The organism is Paenibacillus fonticola DSM 21315 (assembly GCF_000381905.1).
GTDB classification, from domain to species: Bacteria; Bacillota; Bacilli; order Paenibacillales; family Paenibacillaceae; genus Fontibacillus; species Fontibacillus fonticola.
Genome location: NZ_KB907247.1, coordinates 1 through 26,762 on the forward strand (window position 1 = coordinate 1; position 26,762 = coordinate 26,762).

Consider the following 26,762-nt stretch of genomic DNA (forward strand, 5'->3'; position numbering starts at 1 on the left):
ATAAACGCTGAAAGCATCTAAGCGTGAAGCCCTCCTCAAGATGAGATTTCCCAATTAGTAAGACCCCTTGAAGACGACGAGGTTGATAGGCCTGAGGTGGAAGTGCAGCAATGTATGGAGCTGACAGGTACTAATCGGTCGAGGGCTTATCCAAATACTACCCACCAAAGTGACGAGAAGCTGACGAAGCTTAGTCCGATTACTTTGGCGGGGCCCGGAAGAGATGAAGGGCAAACGCAAATGAAGTTTCGTATCCAGTTTTCAGGTGATCAAGCCTGAATTGAATATTGTTCCCTGATAGCTCAGTCGGTAGAGCACTCGACTGTTAATCGAGTTGTCACAGGTTCGAGTCCTGTTCGGGGAGCCATATGGAGAGGTGTCCGAGTTGGCCGAAGGAGCACGATTGGAAATCGTGTAGGCGTCACAAGCGTCTCGAGGGTTCGAATCCCTCTCTCTCCGCCATCATTATACTGAGAACTCTCGAATGGGTTCGTCAGAGCATTTAGTATCATAGCTTTATGATACATATATGGCCCGTTGGTCAAGGGGTTAAGACACCTCCCTTTCACGGAGGTAACAGGGGTTCGAATCCCCTACGGGTCACCACCTTCATTAATATGTTTCAGTAGGGATGAGAATCCCTTGGGGCTTCGTCGGAGCGTAAGCTTCGTTAGAGCTTGAAAACCCTTCCTAGTCCTAAGTTTAACTTGATTTCTAAGTGAGTTATGTGGTACAATAGAAATTGTCTTTCCTCGGAGGCTTAGCTCAGCTGGGAGAGCATCTGCCTTACAAGCAGAGGGTCAGCGGTTCGATCCCGTTAGCCTCCACCATATATTATTTTACTGACGCGGGGTGGAGCAGCCCGGTAGCTCGTCGGGCTCATAACCCGAAGGTCGCAGGTTCAAATCCTGCCCCCGCAACCAATTCCCATAAAAACTGGGACCTGATTATTACTTAGTGTGGAGCCGTGGTGTAGAGGCCTAACATGCCTGCCTGTCACGCAGGAGATCGCGGGTTCGAATCCCGTCGGCTCCGCCATTTACATCCTCGAATAAGGGATGAGAACTAACTGTACATTTCATTCTTATAAGGCTCGGTAGCTCAGTCGGTAGAGCAAAGGACTGAAAATCCTTGTGTCGGCGGTTCGATTCCGTCCCGAGCCACCATTGATTCACTTGACAATTGAAAAGCCGGTGTAGCTCAATTGGTAGAGCAACTGACTTGTAATCAGTAGGTTGGGGGTTCAAGTCCTCTCGCCGGCACCACATGGAGGCTTAGCGAAGTGGCCAAACGCAGCAGACTGTAAATCTGTTCTCGTACGAGTTCGGTGGTTCGAATCCATCAGCCTCCACCAGTTTTACCATAGGGGCATAGTTTAAAGGTAGAACAGCGGTCTCCAAAACCGTTAGTGTGGGTTCAATTCCTGCTGCCCCTGCCAGTTCTACAGTATAAAAAAATATTTTATTTATGGCGGTCGTGGCGAAGGGGTTAACGCACCGGATTGTGGCTCCGGCATTCGTGGGTTCAAGTCCCATCGATCGCCCCATTTTTATCTAAAAAATCAAATATTGGGGATTAGCCAAGCGGTAAGGCAACGGACTTTGACTCCGTCATTCCATAGGTTCGAATCCTATATCCCCAGCCATATTATGCGGACGTGGCTCAGCGGTAGAGCATCGCCTTGCCAAGGCGAGGGTCGCGGGTTCGATTCCCGTCGTCCGCTCCATTTTTTATATATGGCGCCATAGCCAAGTGGTAAGGCACAGCTCTGCAAAAGCTTTATCCCCAGTTCGAGTCTGGGTGGCGCCTCCATGATTCTTCTTTGCGGGAGTGGCGGAATCGGCAGACGCACAGGACTTAAAATCCTGCGGTAGGTTACTACCGTACCAGTTCAAGTCTGGTCTTCCGCACTTGTATAGCATAATTTTATATTATGCCGATGTGGTGGAATTGGCAGACACGCCGCACTCAAAATGCGGTGCCGAGAGGCTTGCCGGTTCGAGTCCGGCCATCGGTATTACGAAAAAGAAGGTATGTAAGATTGCTTATAACAAGCAGTTTTATATACCTTCTTTTTTTTATTATCATGCCAATTTATAACTAAATTGCTTGAATTGCGATCAATGAGGATTAAGCAGGTACGAACAGGATCGTGCAGGGTCGAGCAATGCAGCGAGAGTCTCATATGCCTCTTTTTAACAAAGGTCTGGATAAAGATAGGTTAAAATGCGCTATAGATCGGAACATCCTTGCATAGAAACGGCTTGGATTGCTCTCTTATAATGAGAACAAACTGCGGGTGTGGGATTGCAGACTTTATGTTGCAGTTTAAATATCTACGGGCTTATGTCTGCAGTTAAAAAGCATTGGCAAGGGAGGCAGAGAGATGTTGGCTGGCAGCGATATCGCGGTTCAAGTAAACATGAAGTCGAAGTCGCTCATGAGTGCAAGCAATGGCAAGTTAGAACTTGAAATTGATTTAGACAAAGGAGAGTTTTCTTGTAAAAGCAGCGGTTTCCCTGCAATTAAAACAACACGAAGCGCATTTAGATGGCAAGGGCGGGAATACGACACCGGACATTATGAACGCCATGTTGTGAAGGAACAGCCGCAGAAGATCGAGGACAGCTTTGGTAAAGGACTTCAGTTCGTTATTTCTCATGAATCGCCAACCCTTCCGGTTTTGGAGCAGCATTTTTACCTTTATGAACATTCGCCGTTTTTTTTACTAAAAAGCACAATTGAAAGTGAAGAGGAAATCAAGACGAACAAGATCGTCGTAATGCGCTCTAATTCCTTGTCCTTTGACGATGAGAATGAAAGTTATGAGGATGAGCTTAACGTATTACGCGTGCCTTACGACAATGACAAGTGGGTACGTTATGTAACGGAGAAAGCGCCACTCGATACGGAAAGCTACGAAGTGACCGCTTTATTTCAGACAGAAAGCCGCCGCGGTTTAATTGCGGGCTCTATTAGCCACGATGTCTGGAAAACGGGGATCCGCATGAAGGGTGAGCTAGCGGGGAAGCTGGATGAATTTGAACTATATGCAGGAGCAGCAGGGGAAATGACGAGGGATTCACAGCCGCATGGCCATCTTAAAGGAAAGAGAATTGAATCTCCCTTGGTATTTGTCGGCTTTTATGAAGATTACCGGGCCGGAATGGAAGCCTATGGCTGGGCCAATACGAGAGTATCGCCGCCATTGAAATGGGAAGGGAGTGTCCCGTTTGGCTGGAACAGCTGGTCTGCGGTCATGAGTGATCTGGATTATGAAATATATACTATGACTAGCGATTTTCTGAAAAATGAAGTACAGCCACAAGGCTTTCACAATGAAAACACGCTGTACATTAACTTTGATGCTTTTTGGGATAGACTGACGCCTGCAGAGATGGAGGACGCGCTGAAGAGAGTACGGCAAAATGGGCATAAACCCGGCACATATTGGACGCCATTTGCTTTTTGGGGCAGTCCGGCCCAGTTTGAACAGCCTGTAGAAGGAACGAACGGAAAATATAAGTATAAAGATATTTTACTGCGGGATGCGGAGGGGGAGATACTGCCGGATATTGCAGGTGGACTTGCGATTGATCCTACGCATCCTGGAACGCTGGAACGAATCGACTGGTTTACGGAAAAAATCGTCGCGGAAGGCTTCGAATATGTGAAGCTTGATTTTATGGCGCATGGCGCGCTGGAAGGACAGCATCATCATCCCGCGATTACAACTGGAAAAGCAGCATATCATTTCGGCCTGTCTTATTTGGCTCACAGACTGTCGCCGGAAAGAATCGGCAGACCTTTCTTCATTAATTTGTCGATCGCGCCGCTCTTTCCGTATTCCTTTGCGCACAGCCGCAGAATTTCATGTGACGTATTCGGAAAGATTCAGGATACGGAATATTTGCTCAACTCGATTACCCACGGCTGGTGGATGAATGAAACGCTATACCGTTTCAATGACCCGGATCATTCCGTCGTATATAGAAGCTGCAATCAAGAATCAACGACCCGGCATGAAGGGCGCAGCCGCCTAACGGCATCCGTCATCGGAGGTACTGTGCTGCTGCTTGGGGATGATTTCAGAAATGAGGAAGCGGCTTCGCGTGCCAAGGAGTGGCTGCAAAATCAGGAGGTCATGGACGTAGCCCGTTTAGGCAAAACCTTCATACCCGTAGAGGGCAGCCTCGGCAAGCGTGCTTCGGATGTGTTTGTACTGCCTGACCCGAAGCAGCAGGACAGCGCATATATCGCCGTCTTTAACTTTGATGCCGAACAGCCGGCACAGAAGACGATTTCATTGAAGCGTGCTGGACTGGATGGTACGGCTCGCTACAACGTATCCGACTTATGGGAAAGCAAGCACAGTCAGACATCAGGTGATCTGACAGTGAATCTGGAGCCTGCAGAATCAAAAATTTTCAAACTGCAAAGAGAAAATTAATATAGGCAGCACGAAGAGGCAGCATTGCAGCTTTTTGAACCGGTCATTATCAGTTTGATTAACGAGGAGGGATTCTCTTGCGTATCCAACGATTCAGGTTTATGAAAAGTTCTATCATGGCAATACTATCCGCCATGTTCGTGTTCTCTTTGCTAGGAGCTTCTATTGCTAGCGCAAATGAAAGCACTGCTGTTCAAGGTATGTCTAGCAATGAGCCGTCATCTGCAAGCCTTTTGTCGTCCAATACAAGCACAGCAGCATATGAAGCAGAATCAACTCTGAATACTTTAACGGGGAATGCCGAAGCAGTAAATTGCGGCTTCTGTTCGGGCGGGAAGAAAGTAGGAAATTTGTACGGCGGGGCCACTCTGCAATTTAATGAAGTGAACGTGGACGAAGCGGGTGTTTACACCATGACTGTACATTACATTTCGGGAGATTCCCGTTCGGCATCAATCTCCGTGAATGGCGCAGAGAAGGAAAATCTCAGTTTTCCGAAGACAGCGGACTGGGATACGCTTGGCCAGTACGACATTCAAATTTATTTGCAGCAGGGAAGCAATACAATATTGTTCGATGACGACGGGAGCTATTCGCCTGATTTCGACAAAATTGAGCTGAGCTTTGATTCGGATGGCAACGGCGGTTCAGGCAGTGACGGCAGCATCGGGGATCTCGGCCAGTCTATCCAAGTGACACAGTATAATTCGATCACTCTGACTGAATATACCAATGGGATCAAGGTAGCCAATCCATCCTATGAGCTTCTTTATAATACGAATTCAGGCTTGGCACAATACAATTGGAATGGAAAAACAGTCGCCAAAGGCATTTATAGTACAGTTCAGCTTGCTCAGACATTGGCCAGCAAAGATTATGGCCACCATTCCTTTAACAGCAATGAAGTCGTACCATTCCAGGACGCGACGGGTGAGGGAATCCGCATAACGATTCATAATGAGGAGCAGGGCCGGCCAACACTTCAACAAATCTACTATGTGTATAATAATGCCCCTTATTTGCTTACAGAAACCGTTGTGCAGCAGAGTGTCCCATTAACGACGAATAACATAGCTCCTATCGTTATCGATGCCAAGGGCGGCCTTCATATCGGTACCGATGGAGATCATCGTGTCCTCGTCGCTCCATTCGATAATGACAGCTGGTCCAGATATCAGTCGAAAACGATCAATACGAATCTGAACAATGATAATTATGTAAGTTCAGAGCTGACGGCGGTTTTTGATAATTCAAGCCGGAACGGGCTGGTCATCGGCTCGGTGACACATGATACGTGGAAGACGGGCATTTATTGGAGCGGCTCGGAAAATAAACTGAACAAGCTGCGCGTATTTGGAGGCTTCACTTCACAAACCTCGACGCGCGACACCATTGAACATGGCTATGTGACAGGTACGCAAATTGCTTCGCCTAAAATCTTTGTTGGCTTCTATGACGATTATCGGGATGGCCTTGAGGGCTTCGGTGAAATGAATGCAGCCATTAGCCCGCCGCTAGTGTTTGGCCCGGGCATTCCGCAGGGAGTTCCCGTCGGCTGGAATAGCTGGGGTGCGCATGAGAGCGCGCTAAGCTATGACAAGGCGGCAGCCGCCTCGAACTATTTTAAAGAGAAGCTGCAGAATCAGTCTTTTCATAACAATGGGGATTTATATATTAATCTTGATTCTTACTGGGACAACATGACAGATCAGCAGCTGTCTGAACTGGTGACTCTGATTCATAACAATGGACAGAAGGCTGGCATTTACTATTCGCCATTCGTTTATTGGGGAGATAATTTAGACCAGGTTGTGGAGGGAACCAACGGACAGTATACGTACGGCGACATTGTTCTGCGCGATCAGAACAACAACCCTCTGCCGACATTGGACGGCGCTTATCCGGTTGACCCTACGCATCCGGCAGCGAAGCAGCGCATAACCTACTACATGAACAGGTTCAAGGATAAAGGCTTCGAGTATATCAAAATTGATTTTCTGACGCATGGGGCATTGGAAGGCCAGCATTTCGACCCGCAGGTGCAAACCGGAATTCAGGCGTATAATCAGGGAATGGCTTACCTGAATGACGCTTTGGACGATTCCATGTTCATCAGCGCTTCGATCGCTCCGCTATTCCCAAGCCAATATGCGCACAGCCGGCGGATTTCCTGCGACATCGACGGAAGCATCGGCAGCACCGAGTATCAGCTTAACAATCTTACTTACGGCTGGTGGCAAAACGGCACGATTTATCATTACACGGATCCGGACTACATGACCCTTGCCAAGGGAGGTTCGTTTGAAGGTGCACAATCGCGCGTCAATGCGGCGGCTATTTCGGGAACGGTGTATTTGAACTCGGATGATGTAAGCAGTCAGACAGCGCGGCAGTATATGGAGGCGCTTCTAACCAAGCCGCAAATAAATGCGTTGGCCCTGAAAGGCAAAGCTTTCAGGCCTGTGGAAGGCAACACGGGTATAAACGCGGCGAATATGTTCGTATTATCCGACAATGGAACGCATTATTTGGCTGTCTTCAACTATACGCAAAATAATGTGGAGCAACCGATCGATTTGACGCGTGCCGGTATAGAGAACAATACGGTCTCGTCATATAAAGTAACCGATATGTGGACGGAGCAATTGGATATTCGACCCGCTTCCTTTACGATCTCTTTAAAGGGAGCGGAATCGAAATTGTATAAAATAGAGCCGAATAATTGACTTTAACCCCAGCCCGGTATATTTTGGGTAGGAGAAGGATGTTCTTCTAGGAGGAACCTCTCGCATTTTTCGAAGGAGGCGTATTACTGCATGAATAACGTACAATCTGCCGTGACCTTGTCGAATGGAGAGCAAATGCCGTGGTTGGGTCTTGGCGTATTCAAAGTAAGCGATGGTCAAGAGGTCATCGATTCCGTAGGAACGGCGATCAAAAATGGGTACAGAAGCATCGACACAGCGGCTTTATATGATAATGAAGAAGGCGTCGGCCAAGCGATCAGAGCCTCGAGCGTCCCACGTGAACAGTTGTTCATCACGACGAAGGTGTGGAACTCCGATCAAGGCTATGAGAGCACGCTGAAAGCTTTTGATACGAGCATGGGCAAGCTTGGGCTCGATTATCTTGATCTTTATTTGATTCATTGGCCTGTGAAAGGAAAGTACAAAGAAACCTGGAAAGCGCTCGAAAAGCTGCATAAAGAGGGTAAAGTCCGCTCCATCGGCGTATCCAACTTCCAAATTCATCATTTGCAGGATTTGCTGGAGGACGCGGAGGTTAGGCCGGTTGTCAACCAGGTGGAATTGCATCCGCTGCTCAGCCAGGTCGAGCTGCGCGAGTATTGCAAGTCCCAGGGCATCCAGATTGAAGCTTGGTCCCCTCTCGCTCAAGGCAAGCTGCTGAATAATGAAGTATTGAAGGCAATCGGCGCCAAATACGGCAAATCAACGGCCCAAGTTATTATCCGGTGGGATTTGCAGAATGAAATTGTGACGATTCCGAAATCGGCGAATGAGCAGCGGATTATCGAAAACGCCGACGTATTTGATTTCGAGCTAACACCGGAAGAGCTGGAGCAAATTAACGGCTTGAATCAAAACCAGCGAATCGGCGCCGATCCGGACAACTTTAACTTATAAGCTCAACCTTCAGACCATCAACCTTCAGATCATCAGCGTCCAGATCATCGCGCTTTCCTCGCTCAATGGCAGGGAAGCGCGATTTTTTTTAGAACACTGCCTCTTAAAATGGTCCAGTCTCGTATTCACCGGTGCTTTGCTGAAGTATAGGCAGCTTTAGACAACCCATTTCCTTTCCTCAGTACCTTAACCTTTTATGAACCTGGGCGTTCATACCTAATCATGTTCTAATAACTCTTAAACGTTCCTTTATGCTCTGCCCTGCGGATTGACGCGATATTGACTCGGCGTCATGCCGAAATAAGCGCTGAAATGTCTGGAAAAAGGGTGAATCGAGGGATAGCCCAGCTTTTCGGCGATGGACGTTATGCTCAGATCGCTCTCCAGCAGGAGGTTAGCCGCCCGCTTCATTACCAAACCGTGATGGTAGGCTTTAGGTGTAAGCCCGGTCTCCCGCAAAAACAGCTCATGAAAATAGGTCCGCTTCAGCCCGCACATTTCGGCCCAGCAATCAATCGATTCCCCGCGTTCCGGGTGAGCGTTCAGATGCTCCAGCAGGCGGACGATCCGATAATCACTAGGCTGCTGGCTGTGGACGGCATTGTACCAAGACAAAATCCAGGCATAGAAAAAGCTGTTCACCGCCTCATGCCGATAAAAATGAGCGTCGCTGAAGGCTTTGGCTATCATCACGAAGGTGTCGAAAAGCTGGGGATGAGCACGCAGTGAAAAGACGCTAGGAAGCCGGTCCAATTCCGTGCATAACGGCGCTGCAGCTATTCTGTCCAGCTCGAAAGGAGCAGGCGCGTAGATGAATGAACGATTAAGAGAGGCTGGGGAATGGCACTCCCATAAATCGCAGTACAGATTGTAAGAGGCCAGCGGATGCGATGGAGAGATATGAAAGGCATGCGGCTGTCCAGGACGCAAGAATATCAGTGTCCTGCGATCGATTGGAAAGAACTGCCCGTCGATTTCCATCCTCCCAGGTCCATCCGTAAATAGATGAAAGGCATACACGCTGCCAACACGCAGATGCTCATTAGTACTGCCATCGTATAAATAAGTCATAATATCTCCGACAAACGGAGTCATGTCCGACAATTTTCTCAAAATTTCATGCCTCTCTTTCATGTTTGCTATTCATAAAAAGACCGTACAAATCGTCAAATCTATGAATGCGTCAACAAAGACATTTTTATAACTCAATGATACGATAATTTCAATTGCTCTGGGACAAATTTCCGAGTATTTAACGAACGATTTGTAAAAAGATGAGAGGTTTGAATTATTTAAAGAGATGAAAGGTTAGAAAAATTTTCCTAGACAAATTATGGAAAGCAGTTAATACGCCGTCATTGATAGGAGGAAGCGATATGAGTGATTTTAAACTATGGTACTCAAGCCCTGCAAATAACTGGTCACAAGGATTGCCAATTGGAAATGGCCGAGTCGGAGCGGTGATTATGTCTGCACCGCAGCGTGAAATATGGAGCGTGTCAGAGGTAACCTACTGGTCTGGACAGGCGGAGCATACGCCGAGCCGCTCTGAAGGCAAAGCTGGACTCGAGCGGATGCGGAAGCATTTTTTCGCTGGAGACTATGCTGGGGGGGACCGGCTGGCCAAGCAATATTTGCAGCCCGAGAAGCAAAACTATGGAACAAATTTAGCCCTATGCGATGTAATCATTACGTTTGATCGGCTGGAAGAAGGGGCTGAACAAATCAATCAGACGACAGAGGCAGGCCACTTCAGTCGCGAGCTGGACTTGAGGGACGCTATTGTGCAAACAAACAGCCGGATTGACGGCAACCGTCTGCAAAGAGAAGTATTCGCTTCCCATCCGGATAATATCGTCGCATGCAGATTATGGAGCGAGCGAGCTGGTGCCGTTTCGTTTACTCTGGAGCTAAAGGGAAGTACCGAACAATTTGCCGTTGAGGCGGCCAGCGAGAGCTCGCTGCTGTTCCAGGGCCAGGCGACAGAGAAAATACATAGCAGCGGCTCATGCGGCGTAAAGAGCCAGGGTGCAGTTAAAGTCGTTACAGCGGGTGGCACCGTGCGGCAGGAAGCGGGCAGGCTAGTTATAAGCAGCGCGGACGAGGCCTGGATTTATTTCGCGGTGAGTACCGATTACCGCAGCGGGACGGATGCTTGGGCTAAGGAGATTGAGCGCCTGCTGGAGAAGGCCATCGAATATGGCTATGCCGGCCTGCGCGAAAATCATTTCAAGGACTATCGTCAGCAGTATGACAAAGTAAGTATCCGTTTAGAGACATCGGAGCAATCTGCCTTGCCGACGGATGAGCGCATCCGTTTGTTCAAGCAGGGGCAGATTGATGATCCGCAGTTGTTCGCTTTATTTCTGCAGTATGGCCGCTACTTGACGATCGCCGGTTCGCGGGCGGATTCGCCTTTGCCGATGAATTTGCAGGGCATATGGAATGACGGCGAAGCTTGCCGTATGGGCTGGAGCTGCGATTATCATCTGGACATCAATACGCAGATGAATTATTACCCGACGGAAGTAACCAATCTGGGGGAGAGCCATCTTCCGTTAATGCGGTATATTGAAGATTTGTCGAAGGCGGGGAAAGTCACCGCAAATGATTTCTATGGGTGTGAAGGCTGGGTGGCCCATGTATTTTCCAATGCATGGGGCTTTACGGCTCCTGGGTGGGAGACTTCATGGGGCCTCAATGTGACAGGAGGACTGTGGATTGCGACGCATCTGATCGAGCATTATGAGTACAGTCAAGATCGAGACTTTCTGGAACGGCAGGCGTATCCTGTATTAAAAGAAGCAGCGGCTTTCTTCCTCGAGTATATGACGATTCATCCGGGCTATGGCTATCTCGTTACAGGGCCTTCCAATTCGCCGGAGAATCATTTTTATCCGCATGACCGGAGCCAAGGCGTGCAGCAATTGTCGATGGGCTCTACTCTGGATCAGGTGCTGGTACGGGATCTGTTTCAATTTTGCTTGGAAGCGGCGAAAATATTGAACCGGGATGAGCCGTTCCAGGACACATTGCAGGAAGCCATCGCTAAGCTGCCGCCGCTTAAAATCGGCAAAAGGGGGCAGCTGCAGGAATGGCTGGAAGATTATGAAGAAGCGCAGCCTGAGCACCGCCATTTGTCCCATCTGACTGCACTGTATCCCGGCAACCAGGTGACGCCGGACGGGACTCCGGAGCTAAGTGCCGCCGCCAGAGTGACACTGGAAAATCGTATGCTGCAGGACGAATTGGAAGACATTGAGTTTACGGCAGCGTTATTTGGCCTTTATTATGCCCGGTTGCACGATGGGAATAAGGCCCGTAAGCATATCGCCCATCTGATCGGTGAATTGTGCTTTGACAATATGCTGACCTATTCGAAGCCAGGCATTGCCGGAGCGGAGACGAACATTTTTGTTATCGATGGAAATTTTGGCGGGACGGCCGCTATTGCCGAAATGCTGCTGCAGAGCCATGCCGGTGAAATCCATCTGCTGCCGGCCCTGCCTGAAGCATGGTCCAGCGGGGCGGTAGCGGGGCTGCGGGCAAAAGGGAATGCGGAAGTCGATATCGCCTGGAAGCACGGTCAATTGGCCAGAGCAACGCTGCGGGCATTTACACCGGGAGTGGTGACGATCCGTGCTGGAGAAAGTAAGCTATCGCTTGATGTTGAATCCGGAGGGGTTTATCATTTGAACGGTCAATTGGAAGTTGAATGATATAGCATCAATAGAATTAGAGACAACTGCGGTCATTAGAGGGGCTGCAGTTGTCTTTCCGTCGTTATTTTGGCTAAGCCATTATGTAAACGCTAACACAGAGAGGGAGGTGGTTCGTCAATGCCTCGATATTCGGGAATCTTCCGGAAGTTTTTAATTTCTTATTTGTTCATTTTGATCCTGCCAAGTATAGCGGGTTATGTCTCTTATCGGACCTCCATTACGGTTACCGAATCGATGTCGATTGATAACAGCGTAACGGAGCTGCGAAAGAGCCAAGAAATTTTGGAACGCCGGATGGCCGAGGTGGAAGGTTTTACGAGACAGTTGGCGCTAAATCAGGATTTAAGCGTCCTGATGAGTGAAGAGGCTGCAAATGGCAGTATGAACGTTTACGGCATGTGGGATGTCATGAAGCAAGTTATGCCTTTTAGTCAGACGAATGATTTTTTACAAAACTATTATATTTACTTAAGCAATTACAACGTAATTTTAGCTAAAGGGTCCACATACCAGCCTGAATATTTCTACGAGGTGTCGCATTTTAAAAATATGTCCCGGGACGAATGGGAAGCGAAAATACTGAAGCAGACGCACAGAAGTGAGATTGTGCCGCTGCAAATCGTTGTGAACGAAGACAAAAAAGAACAAGCCGTCATTACATACATGCAATCGCTCCCTCTCGATAGCTTTAGCGGGTCGTCGCCCGCTACCGTCGTCGTCATGATTGATGAGAGCAATATTACGGGACTGCTTTCCGGCTGGAGCGAGCGTTACGGAGGATGGACCTATATCCGTGACGAGAAGGGAAATCCGATTAGTCTGCAGGGTGTTTTGCAAGATGATGTGGAGAAGATGTCCGCCGACCCGGATTTTCAGCAAGAGAAGCAAAGCCAGTTCTATAAGGATGACCTGGTCATTATGATCCATTCTGAAACGAATGGCTGGGTGTATCAAGCGGGGATTCCGCAGCAGGTTCTGATGGAGAATGCCAACCGGATCAAGCATATTTCCTGGCTAGTTACAGGGATGGCAATCGTCATTGGCTTGATTGCCGGTCTATTGCTGTCGTATCGCAACAGCGCGCCGCTGCACAGGCTGCTGGGCGTGATGAAGGAGCAGTTTGCCAAAGACGGGATATCCGGGCGAAATGCGTACGATTTCCTCCATGGAAACATCTCGCGTATGATTACAGAGAACAAATGGCTTGAAGTTGAATTGCGGCGCCAGCGGCCTCTGATTCGGGATGGGTTTCTGAAGCGTCTCATTTTGGGAGAGTTTCAAACCTCGGATGATATTGCGGCTGCAGCCGCGCAAGCCAATACGAAGCTTGAAGGTGACACGGGCTACGTAGGCGTTCTGCAAATTATCGGATACGGAGAGATGGACAGCGTTGAAATTATGAATGAGCTGCACACGGCACGGCTGATCATAACGCAGAGGCTGGAGGAATGGACGGAACAGGTGTTGGTAACGGACGTCGGATCGGATCGGATGGCTGTTATTTTCATGAATGGAATTAAAGGTGAAGGACGCGGAAAAATGGGGCAACTGCTGGATGATTTGCTCTCGATGGCTTATAACGAATACAAAATAAAAGTGAACGTCGCTATCGGCGATCCATTTTCCTCTATCCAAGAAATTACGCATTCCTATGAGCAAGCTAAGCAGACGTTAGAATATGCGCTTCTTTGCAACCGGGGGCCTGTTTCGTGGTTCAATGATTTCAAGGTGGGGAGCAGAAGCTATTATTACCCGATGGATATTGAGCAGCGGTTGATCAGCACGATGCGTGCCGGAGATGAGGAAGAGGCGGTTAAGATCGTAAAGTCCGTTATGGACAAAAATATAGAAAACGAAAATTTATCGCCAGATATGAGGCTGCAATTGGTGAGCGAGCTTCGAGGCACGTTAATACAGCTCATTAATCAGAAGGTATTCGAAGAGTCGCCGTCCTTTGACGAGCTTCATCATCAAATTATGAGCATCCAGCCCGCGAAAGGCATGGCCGCCGTTCAGGAGGAAATACTGCAGATCATTAAGGCGCTGTGCTCCGTCATTAAGAGTAAGAAAAATGATAATCATACGGAGATCATTGAACGCATCAAGCGGTTTATTCTCGACAATTACTCGGATCAGGAGCTGAATTTATACCGTGTAGCGGAGCAGGCAGAGCGTCCCGAGAAATATATTTCGCATTTGTTCAAGGAAGTTACGGGCACGAATTTATCCGATTATTTAGAGCAAGTCCGAATGGAAAAGGCGGTTGGACTGTTAAAAAATAAAGAGCATACGGTGGATGAAATTTCAGCAAGTGTCGGTTACAGCAGCTCTCATTCTTTCCGCCGGGCATTTAAACGAGTCATGGGGGTTTCGCCAAGCTCCTACAGGCAATCCATATAGATTACAACCTCCCGGCTGCTTCGTGCATCCGGGATTTTTGCATTGTTTACGGAAAAAAGCCCCTCCATAATCGGGAAAGGTGTACGTTCGGAACCTCTATTGTACCTACCGTGGCCATTGCCAATTCCACTACAATGATCCGTGTAGAAAGCGCTGTCAAAGCGCCGAAACACATCAAGGGCTTTATGCTGAAAGGGGGATTTTATTGGATGTTGCACGAAAAAGCTTGATCAAGCACTGGCAGCTGTATCTTATCGTCATTCCGCCGCTGTTATTTTTCATCATCTTTAAATATTATCCGATGCTGAATGTCGTGCTTGCTTTCAAAGACTATAACGTTACAAAGGGGATATGGGGCAGTCCATGGGTCGGGTTCAAACACTTTGAGCTGTTTTTTGACAATCCGATGTTTTGGACGCTGGTGAAGAACACGATTTTCATCAGCATATATCAATTGGCTGTTGGTTTCCCGATACCGATTGCACTGGCATTAGCCTTGAATGAAGTGCGCAGCGCAAAATTCAAGAAGCTTGTTCAGATGGTCACTTTTGCGCCGTACTTTATTTCTACCGTAGTCATGGTATCGATGATCATGCTGTTTTTGGCTCCGCGGCTTGGCTTCTTCAATACAGTGCTGAATGCTCTAGGCATGGATTCAATCAACTTTCTAGGCGAGCCGGATATGTTCCGGTCGATCTACGTATGGTCTGATGTATGGCAGGGGGCCGGGTATGCGTCGGTCATTTATTTAGCCGCGCTTGCCGGCATCGATCCGGTGCTGTATGAGGCGGCTAAAGTGGATGGCGCTTCCCGCTTGCAAAAGATTTTGCATGTTGACTTGCCGGGAATACTGCCGACGATTACGATTATTTTAATTTTGAATGTTGGCAGCATTATGGGACTTGGCTTCGAGAAAATTTACTTGCTGCAAAATCCGCTCAATACGGCTACATCGGAAGTCATATCTACTTATGTGTACAAGATCGGTTTACTGAACGCCAATTACAGCTTCGCGACAGCGGTTGGCTTGTTCAATTCGTTGATCAATTTAGGCTTATTGGTCTTCGTCAATTCTATAGCCAGACGTATTTCGAATAATAGCATTTGGTAGACAAGGGAGTGTACACATGCCTTCATTAAGTTATACAGTGAAAAATTCAATCGGGGACCGGGTATTTCTGGGAGCTGTATATACGGTGCTGACACTTGTGCTTGTCATCGTCATATACCCGCTCATATATATTTTGAGCAGCTCGATCAGCAGCCCGGCGGCGGTGTCGTCCGGTCAAGTATGGCTGTGGCCGGTCGATATTTCATTCAAAGGCTACTCTACAATTTTTCAGAATCCGCAAATCATGACGGGGTACGGCAACTCACTGTTTTATACCGTTGCTGGAACATTGATCAGCGTGACGCTGACGATAATGATAGCTTATCCACTGTCCCGCAAGACGTTCTACGGCAGAAATGTGCTGATGATGCTCATTATGTTTACCATGCTGTTTAGCGGCGGCCTGATACCGACTTATATGGTCGTCAAACAGATGGGTATGGTCGATACCCGCTGGGCGCTGCTTATACCCAATGCCGTTTGGGTATGGCAGGTAATCATTGCGAGAACCTTCTTCCAGTCGTCCATTCCGGATGAATTGGTGGAAGCAAGCGAATTGGACGGGTGCAGGGATCTTCGCTTCATCTGGAGCGTCGTTATACCGCTGTCCAAACCGATTATCGCCGTGCTTTTCTTGATGTATGCAGTCGGGCAATGGAATGCGTACTTCGATGCGCTGATTTATTTGAAATCGGATCATTTATTCCCGCTGCAATTAATTCTCCGCAGCATCATTATTCTCGACAACGGCGCAGGCACGATGGACGCGATGCAGATGGTGGAGAAGCAGCAGATGGCTGATTTGTTGAAATATTCATTAATTGTCGTAGCGACATTGCCGGTGCTTTGTATTTATCCGTTTGTACAGCGTTATTTTGTACAGGGGATGCTGGTTGGTTCAGTAAAAGGTTAATTCATTCGAATAATTTAAATTACATGACAAAAGGGAGAGGCTGCAGTTGAAAAAGAGAGTCAGCAACTTAGTATGTCTTGTTATGGTATTGAGCATGATGCTTGCCGCATGTTCACAGAAAACCGGGACATCAGGCGCAGGGGGAGACGCAGGCGGATCGGGTGATAACCAGCCCGTGAAAATCAGCGTGTTCGCGCAGCAGGAATCCGGCATAGATTTGAAAACGAACGGGGTTTCCAAATATTTAGAAGAAAATTTTAATATTGAATTTGACTGGCAAATTATACCGACCGATGGAGCAAAGGAGAAACGGCAAATCTCGCTCGCCAGCGGAGATTATCCTGACACTTATATGCTCACCGGTTATATCGATCAATTTTCACAGGCGGATGTTTTAAAATACGGGGAGCAAGGCGTCATTATCCCCTTAAATGATCTTATTGATCAATACGCCCCGAATATTAAAGCGGCTTTAGAGTCAAATGCATCGTTACGGAGCTATGTTACGGCACCGGATGGCAATATTTATGGGCTTGTTGCTTATAGCGAATGCTTCCACTGCTCGTATCCGAACAAAATGTGGATCAATACGAAGTGGCTTGATCAGTTGAATCTGGAAATGCCGGCGACGATGGAAGAGTTCAAGCAAGTGCTGCAAGCTTTTAAAACTAAAGATCCGAACGGCAACGGCAAAGCCGATGAGGTGCCTCTAAGTGGCTCAACCGAAGATTTTGGCGTACGTATTGTGCCATTCCTAATGAACGGGTTCATTTACAATGATGATAACAACTACTTGCAATTAGTGAACGGCAAGGTGGATACGGTAGCAAACAAGCCGGAGTGGAAGGAAGGGCTGGCTTATATTAAGTCACTTTATGATGAAGGCTTGATCGATCCTGGGGCGTTTACGCAAAATGCGGAGGCGTTCAAAAAAATCGGTGAAAACGCCAACGCAGAAATCCTTGGGGCGGGCGCGGGAATGCACCCGGCAATTTTCGTTGACAAGCGGACGAAAGACTTTAGTCCACTGCCGCCTCTAACTGGACCGTACGCCTCTTATGCTACGCATAATGGAAGCGGCATTGCCCCTGGAGCGAAATTCGTCATCACCAATAAGGCAAGTGAAGAAGCGCAGGTGGCATTAATTAAGATGATCGATTTCATGTTTACGCCGGAAGGCCAGACGATCACTCTGTCAGGCCAGGAGGGGGAAGGCTGGAGAAAACCTGAACCTGGTGAGGAAGCTCTGGGACAAGGGGTAACCCCGCAATTTGCCAACATTCAATATGAGGAAGATAAAGGGCCCAAAAACTATGCCTGGAGCGGAATGGGGCATTTCTATATGACCAGGGAGTACCGGGACAGCTTTGTCACTGCAAAGGACATCTATGCTCCGGATGGCTATGAACGCAGATTATATGAAGCTACCTTATTGTATGAAGGAAAGGAGCCTAAGGAATTGTTCCCTTACTGGGCGATCTGGATGGACCCTTCAGAAACAGATGAAGCGAGCATGCTGCAAACGAACATTAAGAGCTATATTGAACAAAGCACACTGCAATTCATTACGGGAAATAAAGATTTGGAGAAGGATTGGGATAGTTATGTTGCGGGGCTCGATAAATTGAACATCAGCCGCTACGTCGAAATTATGCAGAAGGCCTATGATATGACGTTCAATCCTTAATCGCTAATCTTTGTCCGGGTAAGGGAGCTGGCCATGCAACAAAGGAATAATAACACTGATAATAGCACCATACAGCTGCGCAAAGGGATGCCTCGCTTCTGCCATATAATGACCAGTAAAGAGCCTATCACCGCCGCTTTTCTGGGGGGCTCGATTACGGAGGGAGCGGGGGCATCCAACCCGGATGCGACAAGCTGGCGTGCACTGACTGAAAAGTACCTCCAGGCGCGGCTTGGTAAGGACCGGGTTACTTGTATCAACGCAGGAGTGGGCGGAACGAATTCGGCCTTCGGGGCGCACAGGCTTGCAGAGCATGTCTTGATGCAAGGTCCGATAGATGTGCTGTTTGTAGAGTTTGCCGTCAATGATGACCTGGATCGGGAGGCCTCGATTCGGGGGATGGAGGGCATTGTGCGGAAGTGTCTGCGGGAATCGCCCCATACAGAAATTTGCTTCATCTATACGGCCGCAGATAAAAATTTAGGCGGGCGGATGCCGTTTAACATCGCTGTCCATGAAGAGATAGCGGCCTATTATAGCATTCCGTCGGTAAATTTTGCTGCCGAAATCTATAACCTCATCGCTGCAGGACAGACAAGCTGGGAAGAGCTCGCTCCAGATCATTATCATCCTAATGATCAAGGCCATGCCCTTTATGCCAACTGCTTGATTGCCTTTCTCCAGGAGGTTGAGCGGAAGCATCCGGCCGTGGTTGAAGCAGCATCCGAAACAGTATCCGAAGCAACATCCGAAGGAACAGTAGTATCCTTTTTATTATCGCGACCGCCATTGGATGGATCGAATTACGAGTTTGCCCGTATGGGGAAGGCGGAGGAAATCAGCGAGCTGCGCGGCTTTGAAATGACACGGCTGGATAACGGGCCGTTGATAAATTGGCGTTATGACACCGCTCATCTGCTTACCTACCAAGCGGACGCCACCTTTACGTTTACGGTCCATGGGCAAAGCGCGGGGATTTGCATGCTATGCGGCCCGGACACGGGTATATTCGAATATTCAGTGAATGAAGAACCGTTTCAATCCGTCAACTTGTTCGATGAATGGTCCCTGTTAGCCTACCGCCCGGTTATCGCCATATTCCCGGTCCAGAAAGACCGCAGGCAAATGACGGTCACGGTGCGTAATACGGGGCGCAAGGATGACCGCAGCACGGGCATCAGTCTCCATATCATGAAGTGGCTGGTCAATTAAGCGTTATGAATGAACTGAACCTACGTACGATTCCGGAGTTATGTGTTAACAAACAAGCAGGGGGTGTCCAGAAAGTCAGTAGAAACTGACTCTTTGGACACCCCCTTGATTTTCAGAGGATAGTTTGGAGGCCAGTGAAATTGGTGAGAGTGGTCAGAATGAATGGGTGAGACTGCTGAGGCAGATGGGATGATGAGCCTGTTGAAACTGAATAGAGTGATGAGAATGACGAAAATGATGGAATTGGCTAAACTCGTGGATCTGGTCACCCGTAACGGACAGCAGATCCGCTAATTGTTGAAATAGGCTACTTTCGCTATGCTTGCGGACACTGGTTCCGCTATTCGACCAAATGGACTGCAATAAACAGGTTTTTGGGCGCAATAGCGGAACGTAGGTCCGTTAGCTCTCCTAATTCCTCGTTATTTTACAAATAGCGCCCCCTGTGTCCGTCTAATTATTATTTTAGGGACTATTGGAGAGCCCTACGATTTCCTGTTTAGATTTAGCTCTTGATCGCTCCCACCATGATCCCTTTTACAAAATATTTCTGTACAAATGGATAAACGAGAATAATCGGAATGGTCGCCACCATCGTCACCGCCATCCGGATGCTTTCGCTCGATACCGGAATTCGCTTGGAGCTTTGGGCGAGCTGTTGGGCATCGGACATCATGCTGGCGGTCTGGAATTGATTCAATATTTTGACGAGCACCGCCTGCAGCGTTTTAAGCTCCGGTTTGTAAGTGTAGACGTACGAATCGTACCAGGCGTTCCAATGGCCGATGGACAGGAACAGCCCGATGGTCGCCAGCACGGGAACGCAGAGCGGCAGAATGATACGGAAGAAGGTCTGCAAATCATTCGAGCCATCGATTTTAGAGGATTCCTCGATTTCGGCGGGAATTTGCTCGATAAAGGTACGCACAAGAATCATGAGAAACACGCCGATCAGTCCCGGGAAAATATATACCCAGAAGGAATCGATAAGTCCGACGGATTTAATAATCATATAGGTCGGGATTAACCCGCCGCCAAAATACATCGTAAACACAAAGAAAAAGGAAAAATATTTCCATCCGAACAAATGACGTTTGCTGAGCGGATAAGCAAGCATGGAAATGCAGAACAGGGACACGGCAGTGCCAAGCACTGTACGCAATACGGTCACCCTGAGGGCACTCCATATTTCCGGATTTCTAAATATCGTTCTGTAGCTATCCAAGGTGAAGGCCCGTGGCCAGAAGTATAAATTGCCGCGCAGCGTATCGGTCGCATCGTTTAACGAAATAACCAGAATGTTCCAGAACGGATAAAAGGTAATGAGGAAGATGCCGGTTAGAAAAATATATAACGAAGCATCAAAAATGCGTTCGGGAATCGTTTTGCTGCTGTTCATAAGCTTACCTCCATGTGGATTAAAATAAGGATTGTCCATTCAGCCTCTTGGCAATAGTATTGACGATGACCACGATGATAAAAGCGACGACAGAGCTGAACATACCGACGGCCGCGGCATAGGAGAACATCCCGTTCTGAATGCCGTAGCGGAACGAATAAGTGGACAGAACGTCGGAGAAGTCGCGCGTCAAATCATTGCCAAGCAGGAAATGCTGGTCGAATCCGGCGTTTAGAATGCCGCCAAGCGCCAAAATAAGCAGGATGACGATCGTCGGTTTTAAATGCGGCAGCGTAATATAGCGAATCTGCTTGAATCTGTTGGCACCGTCGACTTTCGCCGCTTCGTACAACTCCGGATTGATGGAGGAAATGGCCGCCAGGTACATAATGGAGCTGTAGCCCATGTCCTTCCAAGTATTCCCGAGAGCGACGATCCACCAAAAGTATTTTCCCTGCTGCAAAAATAAAATACTTTCATTCGTAATGTGAAAAAACTTCAACAATCCATTGATAGCACCATCAGAGGATAGAAGGGTAACGATAATGTTCGCGGCGATAACCCAGGAAATAAAATATGGCAGGTAGGAGGCGGTTTGCACCGTTTTCTTGAAGCTGACATTTTTAATTTCGTTAATCGCGATAGCAATCAAAATCGGCATCGGGAATGAAAATAAGAGAGTGATCAGGGTGGATGCCAGCGTATTTCGCATGATGATCAGAAAATCACCGTTATTAAAAAAATACTGGAACCATTTCAGCCCGACAAAATCGCTGTGGAACAACGTACTCCAAAATCCGCCAAGCGTGGGCTGATAATTGACGAACGCCATGTACAATCCGGCCATCGGTGTGTAGGCGAAGACGATGGCCCATATTATTGCGGGCAGCATCATCAGGAATAAATATTTTTGCTGCCGGAGAGTGACCCAAGGTTTTCTCCTTTGCATGTTCAATCCGGGCTTTTCCTTCAGTGATGTCACAGTTTTCATAATGGGCACCTCGCGTCTCATGTTATATAAAATTATAGGAGCTATAAAAAATAGGTGTCGATAAAACAAAGTAACGAATGATGCTTGAAAATGACTTTCATTTGTCAAAGTCCGTACCCAGACTATGTGAAAGCGCTATAATTGAACAAAGAAGGGCATAAGGAGGGGACACCATGTACAGTATTTTTCTGGTGGATGATGAGGAATTGGAACTGGAAATGATGAGAGATTATATCCGCTGGGAAGAGATGGGCATCTACGTAGCCGGGACAGCCGTGAATGGGCGGGATGCCGTAGAGAAAATAGAGGTCATCCAGCCTGACATTGTGCTGACTGATGTTCAAATGCCAATCATGAACGGCATCGATTTGGCTAAGCAAATCAATGCGCGTTACGACTGGATTCAGCTTGTGTTTTTGACCGGGCATGATGCCTTCGATTATGTGAAATCCGCCTTGAACGTAGGTGCCGTTGGGTATCTGCTCAAGCCGCTGGATTTGAGCGAAATCATCACCGTGATCGAGAAGGTCAAGCAGCGCTGTGAAGAGGTGCGAATGAAAAACCGTTCCATCCAGGTGACGAAGTCCAACATATTTAAGCAGCTGATGCATGAGCAAAATGAAGAGCGCCTTGGGAATTTAGTCAGCAGCTTCTGCAAGCTGGCACGGCATAAGGAAGTGCAGCGCTACGTGCTTACTTTAATCAGCATCGATATGAAGAGCGGTGCGGGCAACCACCCATCCATGGAAGAGGGGATGGCGCGGCTTCAGTCTTTTATGGAACAATTTTTTATGGAAAAAAAGCTGGAGGCGACACTGGTTCCGTACAAGGAAGGCGAGATTAGTGTATTTATGGATGCGGCCCAGCAGTTGGGGCATTATGCTTGGGAAGATATGATTCAGGCCGTCCGCGATTCGCTGCAGTTGACGATAACCGTCGCGGTTAGCGAGCAGGATGATGATTTGTTCCATACCCGCGATATGTTTGAGCGGGCGAAAAATATATTGGCTGAACAGTTCTATGTGGGCAGCGGGGGAATCATCTATGCCAAGCATGTCCAGAGGCAGTTCGGCAGCGAGCAGGCTCCGCCGTTTGCGAAGAAGCAATGGCTTGAAGCGATCAATCAACTTGAGCTGGAGGACGCTGTTCAGCAGCTTCGCGACTATTTTGCCAACCTGATTGCGCTTCGAACCGGGAAAAAGCATATTTGCGATTGGGCGATTGAAATCATCGATGATTTGCTGGAGCACATCCATGAACCGCTGCCGGAAGGCTATAAAAAGGCCGAGTTATATCATACGATTTATAACTGCCATACGGTCCATGACATCGAAGCATTTATCGTCGATGCTGTAAAGCAAGCCACAAAATTGTTAAGCGAACGATTTCTCGATAAAAACGCGAAATTGGTGCACCAGGTTCGTACATACATTGATCAGGCCTACCATCAGCCAATTACGATAAACAGCCTGTCCGATCAAGTCTATCTGTCTCCCAATTATTTGCGCTCGATATTTAAAGATAAGACAGGAATGACGATCCATGACTATCTAACGAAAATTCGCCTGGACAAGGCTAAGGCGCTTCTGGTGGATGGTTCGCTCAAAGTACAGGATATCGCGCAAATGGTAGGTTATGAGAGTACGTCCTATTTTATTTCCCTATTCCTGAAGAGCCAAGGAGTTACGCCTAATGAGTACCGGAAAAACCTATGAGCGGACAGAGTTTTGGAGCCGGCTCATCCATAAAATCCGCGGGGGAGCGCTGGCCAATTTGCGGCTGCGGCATAAATTCTTTTTTATTTTTATGATCGTCATTATTATTCCTTTCTCCATGCTCGTTTTCTATTCCAATCTATCGACAAGGAATGCGATTACCGAACAAACCTATACGGCTTTGAACAGCACTTTGGCGCAAATTAATACGAACGTTGAAAATCGCTTTGAATATTACAATCAGTTGTCCAACATTTTGTATATGGACGCCCAGCTGCGCAATTACTTGTCAACCGAGTATGAACAGGCTTTTTATTATTTGGACGCATTTCAGTATATTAACCGCACGCTGCCATCGATCATGGCGCTAAATTTCAACATCCAGGGCATTACGATTTATACCGACAATAAAACGTTTTATTCGGACGGGCAACTCGTGAAATATATGGAGGAATTGCCGGAGCATATTAAGGGCAAAGCGCTGCAGGCTGCCGGAAATACCGTATATACCCATACGGATAACGGCTTGGCTGAAGCCGCGCATATTACGCTGTCCCGTTCATTGAGTTACTTTAGCCTTCGTCATCCTTACGGGATTTTAACGATTGATATTAGCGATAATGAGCTCTATTCCCTTATAAAGATGGAAAGCAACAACAAGAGCGTATACATTATCGACGAGGAAGGCTGGATTATCAGTACGGGCGATCAGGAGTTAGCCTCCAGCCGGCTGTTTGACGTGTACCCGATCCGGGATCAGCTTACTGCCGATTCCGGCTATTTCGATGCCCGGATCGGCGGAGAGGAACGTTTTTTTACGCATAAGAAGCTCAGTAACGGATGGACAACGGTCATTACGATCCCTTATAACGAGCTGCTGTCCAACACGGATAAAGCGACGAGGCAAGTTATTTGGGTATCCGGCCTGGCGATTGTTGTGGCGATTTTGCTGCTTTACATTACGACTAAAATGTTGACGAAACGGATTGAGGTGCTGCTGCTGCAAATCCGCAAATTGGAGCGAGGGGATTTCCCGTCCGGGCATACGAAGATGGGGCATGATGAAATCGGCCAGCTGTCTTTTGCGTTCAATAAGATGGCTGCTAAAATCAAGTCTTTGATTCATGATGTCTATGTCAAAGAGATCGCGATGAAAGAGTCGGAGCTGAACACGCTTCAAGCGCAAATCAACCCGCACTTTTTGTACAATACGCTGTCTTCGATCTCTTCACTTGCTATGAAGGAAAACGCTATGCAGGTATATCAAATGGTCAGTTATTTGGCGAAGTACTATAGAGTTTCCCTAAATAAGGGCAAGCGGATTATTCTTATCGAGCAGGAGATCAACCTGGTGAAAAACTATATCGCGATTCAGGAAATACGCTTCCGGGATAAGCTCCATATGCACTATGACCTCGATGAAAGGCTGTTTAGAAGAACAACGATCAAGCTCATCCTTCAGCCTTTCATAGAGAACAGCATCAATCATGCGATTTGGGACGAATCAGGCATAAATATCATCGTTAAGCTGCAGCAGGACGGCGAGGATATATTACTGAAGGTGATCGACGACGGCAGCGGTATGACGCCGGAGAAACTTGAGCAAGCCCTTAACAAAGCGGACAACCGTTCGGGCTATGGAATCAAAAATGTCGATGAACGCATTAAGCTGGCTTATGGTGAGGAGTATGGCATACAAATGTTCAGCAGGCTGGGGATCGGTACTTCGGTGACGATTCGGATTCCCCTGGAATCAGCAGATAACAGTTAAATCAGGGCTAATGGCCGAGGAAAGACGTTTTCCAATATGAATTGTAAAATTGCGATATAGATAATTGCCCCCTTCGTTTTTACAATTAGACGTGAACTGACAGCATACCTTAGAAAGGGGTTCAGGCTATGAAGACATTAAAAGGGGTTATGGCGGCAGCTTTAATCGTGGCAGCGCTTTCCGGATGTGGAGGAGGAAATAAGAACGTTCCTGCGGCAAACAGCAACGGGGCAGCTGTGGACAGTAATGCGCCAATTACACTCACATGGTTCGACAAAAATACGGGAGATGCATTTAATAACCCGGTTGCACAGGTTATAACGGAGAAAACGGGAGTTACCATTGAAGTGCAGCAACCGACGGGCAATCCGGTGGAGAAGCTCAATTTGATGCTGGCCAGCAATGATTTGCCTGACGTTGTTATGCTGGATCGCGGCAGTGATATTATGAACAAATATATCGCTTCCGGTGCCGTAATTCCGCTGAATGATCTGATCGAGGAGTACGGACCGAACATTAAAGCGATGTATGGCGATACGCTGAAGCAAACGCGCAGCGATGATGGGAACAACTATTATTTTGCCAACTGGTATGGCTTGGAGAAGTATCCGGTGTTCGGCTTCATGATGAGAATGGACCTGATGAAGGAGCTCGGCGTAGGCGATAAGGTCAATAATGGCGAGCCGTTCACGGCGGAGGAATTCGAGGATCTGCTCGTTAAATTCAAAGAGAAATATCCTACGATCGATGGCAAGGAAAGTATTCCGCTTACGCTGAACGGCGAAAATATCGGCAGCGTAACGGGAACCTTCAAAGGCATGTTCGGCATGATGCCTTATTATGAGGTCGATGGCGAGCTGAAGAAGGACATCCGTGATCCGCGGTATTTGGAAATGGTTAAATTCCTCAACTCCTTGTACCGGAAAGGATTGCTTGACAAAGAGTGGGCCACGTTGAAAACAAAGCAGTTTGAGCAAAAGCTGGCGACCGGTCATGTGTTTGCTACAGCGGAAGCACTGTGGAACGTTGGCAACCCGAACGTCGTGTTGAAATCGGAAGCACAGGATCCGGCTCTGGAGGAGGAGCGTCAGTTCTACCAATATAAAGTGCTTGCTCCGGGTGTGCAGGCGGATCAAACGACCTATGGACCTAAAAGCTCCTTGGGCTGGGACGGCGTAGCGATTACGAGATCGAATAAGGACCCGGTAAGAACGATCAAGCTGCTGGATTTTCTGGCCAGCGAAGAAGGGCAGTACTTGCTTATGTGGGGCGTTGAAGGCGAGCATTGGGACATAAAGGACGGCAAGCATGTGCCGCGCGAGGAAGTCATTGAGGCGTTCAAGAAAAACTGGGATGAAGCGGCCAGAACGACGGGTATCCGCAAATGGACGTGGATGATCAAGAACGGTCCGGGCTCGGATGGTACGCCATACGACCTGATCGGGCGTTACCAGCAGGATCCGGTTACAGATTTGGCGATCAAAAATTTGGCGGATACATCGTTTGACACGTCGCCGTACGACAATTTGGCGCCTGATGGCGGAACGCCGGAGGCGATCATGGAAACGAAGGTCAATGACACGATCAATAAATATTTCTTGAAGCTGGCGCTGGCTCCATCTGAAGATCAGGTTACGGAGCTGTACGATCAAATGATGAAGGAAGTAGAGGCGGCAGGGCTATCCACGGTAGAAAAAATTTATACAGAAAACTATAAGAAACGTCAGGAATTGTGGAGCAACTAAGA

16 protein-coding genes, 16 tRNA genes and 1 rRNA gene are annotated in these 26,762 nt (G+C 47.9%); 30 read left to right on the top strand and 3 right to left on the bottom strand.

Annotation, left to right across the window (positions count from 1 at the left end; all coding sequences use genetic code 11):
* The 20 genes from G358_RS0103420 to G358_RS0103515 form a co-directional block, all read left to right on the top strand.
* Window positions 1–154, top strand: a 23S ribosomal RNA gene (locus G358_RS0103420); the annotation flags it as partial.
* 137 nt (window positions 155–291) lie between these two features.
* Window positions 292–367, top strand: a tRNA-Asn gene (locus G358_RS0103425).
* A 3-nt stretch (window positions 368–370) separates the two neighbouring features.
* Window positions 371–462 (top strand) — tRNA-Ser (locus G358_RS0103430).
* 69 nt (window positions 463–531) lie between these two features.
* Window positions 532–606, top strand: a tRNA-Glu gene (locus G358_RS0103435).
* A 148-nt stretch (window positions 607–754) separates the two neighbouring features.
* Window positions 755–830: transfer RNA gene (locus tag G358_RS0103440), tRNA-Val, on the top strand.
* Between the two features lie 16 nt (window positions 831–846).
* Window positions 847–923, top strand: a tRNA-Met gene (locus tag G358_RS0103445).
* 38 nt (window positions 924–961) lie between these two features.
* Window positions 962–1,038 (top strand) — tRNA-Asp (locus tag G358_RS0103450).
* A gap of 52 nt (window positions 1,039–1,090) precedes the next feature.
* Window positions 1,091–1,166: transfer RNA gene (locus G358_RS0103455), tRNA-Phe, on the top strand.
* 23 nt (window positions 1,167–1,189) lie between these two features.
* A tRNA-Thr gene (locus G358_RS0103460) sits at window positions 1,190–1,265 on the top strand.
* A gap of 3 nt (window positions 1,266–1,268) precedes the next feature.
* Window positions 1,269–1,354, top strand: a tRNA-Tyr gene (locus G358_RS0103465).
* A 10-nt stretch (window positions 1,355–1,364) separates the two neighbouring features.
* Window positions 1,365–1,438, top strand: a tRNA-Trp gene (locus G358_RS0103470).
* Window positions 1,439–1,470: 32 nt separating this feature from the next.
* Window positions 1,471–1,546 (top strand) — tRNA-His (locus tag G358_RS0103475).
* 23 nt (window positions 1,547–1,569) lie between these two features.
* Window positions 1,570–1,645: transfer RNA gene (locus G358_RS0103480), tRNA-Gln, on the top strand.
* A gap of 6 nt (window positions 1,646–1,651) precedes the next feature.
* Window positions 1,652–1,726: transfer RNA gene (locus G358_RS0103485), tRNA-Gly, on the top strand.
* A gap of 12 nt (window positions 1,727–1,738) precedes the next feature.
* Window positions 1,739–1,812, top strand: a tRNA-Cys gene (locus G358_RS0103490).
* 12 nt (window positions 1,813–1,824) lie between these two features.
* Window positions 1,825–1,910: transfer RNA gene (locus G358_RS0103495), tRNA-Leu, on the top strand.
* Between the two features lie 25 nt (window positions 1,911–1,935).
* Window positions 1,936–2,017 (top strand) — tRNA-Leu (locus G358_RS0103500).
* 369 nt (window positions 2,018–2,386) lie between these two features.
* The gene (locus tag G358_RS0103505) at window positions 2,387–4,450 is read left to right on the top strand and encodes an alpha-galactosidase (protein WP_019635809.1); all 2,064 of its coding nucleotides are present in this window, start codon (window positions 2,387–2,389) and stop codon (window positions 4,448–4,450) included.
* Between the two features lie 77 nt (window positions 4,451–4,527).
* A complete protein-coding gene (locus G358_RS0103510) occupies window positions 4,528–7,176 on the top strand; it encodes a carbohydrate-binding protein (protein WP_026342032.1) in 2,649 nt (882 codons plus the stop codon).
* Window positions 7,177–7,266: 90 nt separating this feature from the next.
* On the top strand, window positions 7,267–8,094 hold the full coding sequence (locus tag G358_RS0103515) for an aldo/keto reductase (protein WP_019635811.1): 828 nt from the start codon (window positions 7,267–7,269) through the stop codon (window positions 8,092–8,094).
* 249 nt (window positions 8,095–8,343) lie between these two features.
* Here the strand turns inward: G358_RS0103515 and G358_RS0103520 are convergent, their stop codons facing one another.
* On the bottom strand, window positions 8,344–9,207 hold the full coding sequence (locus G358_RS0103520; RefSeq protein ID WP_019635812.1) for a helix-turn-helix domain-containing protein: 864 nt from the start codon (window positions 9,205–9,207) through the stop codon (window positions 8,344–8,346).
* A gap of 263 nt (window positions 9,208–9,470) precedes the next feature.
* Between G358_RS0103520 and G358_RS0103525 the strand changes: the two genes are divergently transcribed.
* The 7 genes from G358_RS0103525 to G358_RS34230 all read left to right on the top strand — a co-directional run bounded on the left by G358_RS0103525 (window position 9,471) and on the right by G358_RS34230 (window position 19,433).
* Window positions 9,471–11,813 carry a glycoside hydrolase family 95 protein gene (locus G358_RS0103525; protein ID WP_019635813.1) on the top strand — a complete coding sequence of 781 codons (2,343 nt, stop codon included), beginning with the start codon at window positions 9,471–9,473 and terminating at the stop codon, window positions 11,811–11,813.
* Between the two features lie 120 nt (window positions 11,814–11,933).
* Entirely contained in the window at window positions 11,934–14,216 is a 2,283-nt protein-coding gene (locus G358_RS0103530; RefSeq protein WP_019635814.1) for a helix-turn-helix domain-containing protein, read from the top strand.
* 205 nt (window positions 14,217–14,421) lie between these two features.
* On the top strand, window positions 14,422–15,327 hold the full coding sequence (locus G358_RS0103535) for an ABC transporter permease (protein WP_019635815.1): 906 nt from the start codon (window positions 14,422–14,424) through the stop codon (window positions 15,325–15,327).
* A gap of 16 nt (window positions 15,328–15,343) precedes the next feature.
* On the top strand, window positions 15,344–16,240 hold the full coding sequence (locus G358_RS0103540) for a carbohydrate ABC transporter permease (protein WP_019635816.1): 897 nt from the start codon (window positions 15,344–15,346) through the stop codon (window positions 16,238–16,240).
* Between the two features lie 46 nt (window positions 16,241–16,286).
* Window positions 16,287–17,927, top strand: a complete 1,641-nt coding sequence (locus tag G358_RS0103545; protein ID WP_019635817.1) for an ABC transporter substrate-binding protein — start codon at window positions 16,287–16,289, stop codon at window positions 17,925–17,927.
* A 33-nt stretch (window positions 17,928–17,960) separates the two neighbouring features.
* On the top strand, window positions 17,961–19,139 hold the full coding sequence (locus G358_RS0103550; protein WP_019635818.1) for an SGNH/GDSL hydrolase family protein: 1,179 nt from the start codon (window positions 17,961–17,963) through the stop codon (window positions 19,137–19,139).
* A gap of 162 nt (window positions 19,140–19,301) precedes the next feature.
* Window positions 19,302–19,433, top strand: coding sequence for a hypothetical protein (locus G358_RS34230; RefSeq protein ID WP_019635819.1), 132 nt, complete (start codon window positions 19,302–19,304; stop codon window positions 19,431–19,433).
* A gap of 211 nt (window positions 19,434–19,644) precedes the next feature.
* Here G358_RS34230 and G358_RS0103560 read toward each other — a convergent pair whose 3' ends face one another.
* Together G358_RS0103560 and G358_RS0103565 are read right to left on the bottom strand one after the other, a co-directional pair.
* The gene (locus G358_RS0103560; protein ID WP_019635820.1) at window positions 19,645–20,538 is read right to left on the bottom strand and encodes a carbohydrate ABC transporter permease; all 894 of its coding nucleotides are present in this window, start codon (window positions 20,536–20,538) and stop codon (window positions 19,645–19,647) included.
* A gap of 19 nt (window positions 20,539–20,557) precedes the next feature.
* Window positions 20,558–21,529 carry an ABC transporter permease gene (locus G358_RS0103565; protein WP_019635821.1) on the bottom strand — a complete coding sequence of 324 codons (972 nt, stop codon included), beginning with the start codon at window positions 21,527–21,529 and terminating at the stop codon, window positions 20,558–20,560.
* A 173-nt stretch (window positions 21,530–21,702) separates the two neighbouring features.
* On the opposite strand from G358_RS0103565, the gene G358_RS0103570 reads away from it, so the two are divergent.
* The 3 genes from G358_RS0103570 (at window position 21,703) to G358_RS0103580 (ending at window position 26,760) form a co-directional block, all read left to right on the top strand.
* A complete protein-coding gene (locus G358_RS0103570) occupies window positions 21,703–23,244 on the top strand; it encodes a response regulator (RefSeq protein WP_019635822.1) in 1,542 nt (513 codons plus the stop codon).
* A complete protein-coding gene (locus G358_RS0103575; protein ID WP_019635823.1) occupies window positions 23,222–25,015 on the top strand; it encodes a cache domain-containing sensor histidine kinase in 1,794 nt (597 codons plus the stop codon). The genes G358_RS0103570 and G358_RS0103575 overlap by 23 nt, the downstream gene beginning before the upstream one ends.
* A 128-nt stretch (window positions 25,016–25,143) precedes the next feature.
* A complete protein-coding gene (locus G358_RS0103580) occupies window positions 25,144–26,760 on the top strand; it encodes an ABC transporter substrate-binding protein (protein WP_019635824.1) in 1,617 nt (538 codons plus the stop codon).
* Window positions 26,761–26,762: the final 2 nt, after the last annotated feature.

Bases quoted from the DNA above. Each gene is read 5' to 3' on its own strand.
- G358_RS0103565 (WP_019635821.1), bottom strand. From the start codon at position 21,529: ATGAAAACTGTGACATCACTGAAGGAAAAGCCCGGATTGAACATGCAA.
- G358_RS0103525 (WP_019635813.1), top strand. From the start codon at position 9,471: ATGAGTGATTTTAAACTATGGTACTCAAGCCCTGCAAATAACTGGTCA.
- G358_RS0103515 (WP_019635811.1), top strand. From the start codon at position 7,267: ATGAATAACGTACAATCTGCCGTGACCTTGTCGAATGGAGAGCAAATG.
- G358_RS34230 (WP_019635819.1), top strand. From the start codon at position 19,302: ATGGGTGAGACTGCTGAGGCAGATGGGATGATGAGCCTGTTGAAACTG.
- G358_RS0103575 (WP_019635823.1), top strand. From the start codon at position 23,222: ATGAGTACCGGAAAAACCTATGAGCGGACAGAGTTTTGGAGCCGGCTC.
- G358_RS0103505 (WP_019635809.1), top strand. From the start codon at position 2,387: ATGTTGGCTGGCAGCGATATCGCGGTTCAAGTAAACATGAAGTCGAAG.
- G358_RS0103540 (WP_019635816.1), top strand. From the start codon at position 15,344: ATGCCTTCATTAAGTTATACAGTGAAAAATTCAATCGGGGACCGGGTA.
- G358_RS0103580 (WP_019635824.1), top strand. From the start codon at position 25,144: ATGAAGACATTAAAAGGGGTTATGGCGGCAGCTTTAATCGTGGCAGCG.
- G358_RS0103570 (WP_019635822.1), top strand. From the start codon at position 21,703: ATGTACAGTATTTTTCTGGTGGATGATGAGGAATTGGAACTGGAAATG.
- G358_RS0103560 (WP_019635820.1), bottom strand. From the start codon at position 20,538: ATGAACAGCAGCAAAACGATTCCCGAACGCATTTTTGATGCTTCGTTA.
- G358_RS0103530 (WP_019635814.1), top strand. From the start codon at position 11,934: ATGCCTCGATATTCGGGAATCTTCCGGAAGTTTTTAATTTCTTATTTG.
- G358_RS0103550 (WP_019635818.1), top strand. From the start codon at position 17,961: ATGCAACAAAGGAATAATAACACTGATAATAGCACCATACAGCTGCGC.